This window comes from Mesorhizobium helmanticense, assembly GCF_003034915.1.
GTDB lineage: Bacteria > Pseudomonadota > Alphaproteobacteria > Rhizobiales > Rhizobiaceae > Mesorhizobium > Mesorhizobium helmanticense.
The window spans coordinates 1-481 of sequence record NZ_PZJX01000119.1; the positions used below are offsets into that span (position 1 = coordinate 1).

General features: G+C 64.9%; 1 protein-coding gene. It reads right to left on the minus strand.

Going from position 1 to position 481, the window contains the following annotated elements; translation table 11 throughout:
* Positions 1-481 (minus strand): EF-Tu C-terminal domain-related protein (locus C9427_RS33580; RefSeq protein ID WP_245437301.1); only part of this gene is annotated, 481 nt, incomplete at both ends.

The following is a 481-nucleotide window of genomic DNA, read 5'->3' on the forward strand; positions in this document are numbered from 1 at the left end:
TGCGGCCGCCTTCACGGATGGCGAAGCGCAGCTTCTCTTCCATGGCGATCGGCACGATCAGCTCGACATCGACCGTGATGTTGTCGCCAGGCATCACCATCTCGGTGCCTTCCGGCAGCGACACGATGCCGGTCACGTCCGTCGTGCGGAAGTAGAACTGCGGACGGTAGTTGGTGAAGAACGGCGTGTGACGGCCACCCTCGTCCTTGGTCAGGATGTAGGCTTCGGCCACGAACTTCTTGTGCGGCTTGACCGTGCCGGGCTTGGCCAGAACCTGGCCGCGCTCGACACCTTCACGGTCGACACCGCGCAGCAGCGCGCCGATGTTGTCGCCAGCCTGGCCCTGATCGAGCAGCTTGCGGAACATCTCGACACCCGTGCAGGTCGTCTTGGTCGTCGGACGGATGCCGATGATCTCCAACTCCTCGCCAACCTTGACCACGCCGCGCTCGACGCGGCCGGTCACCACCGTGCCACGGCC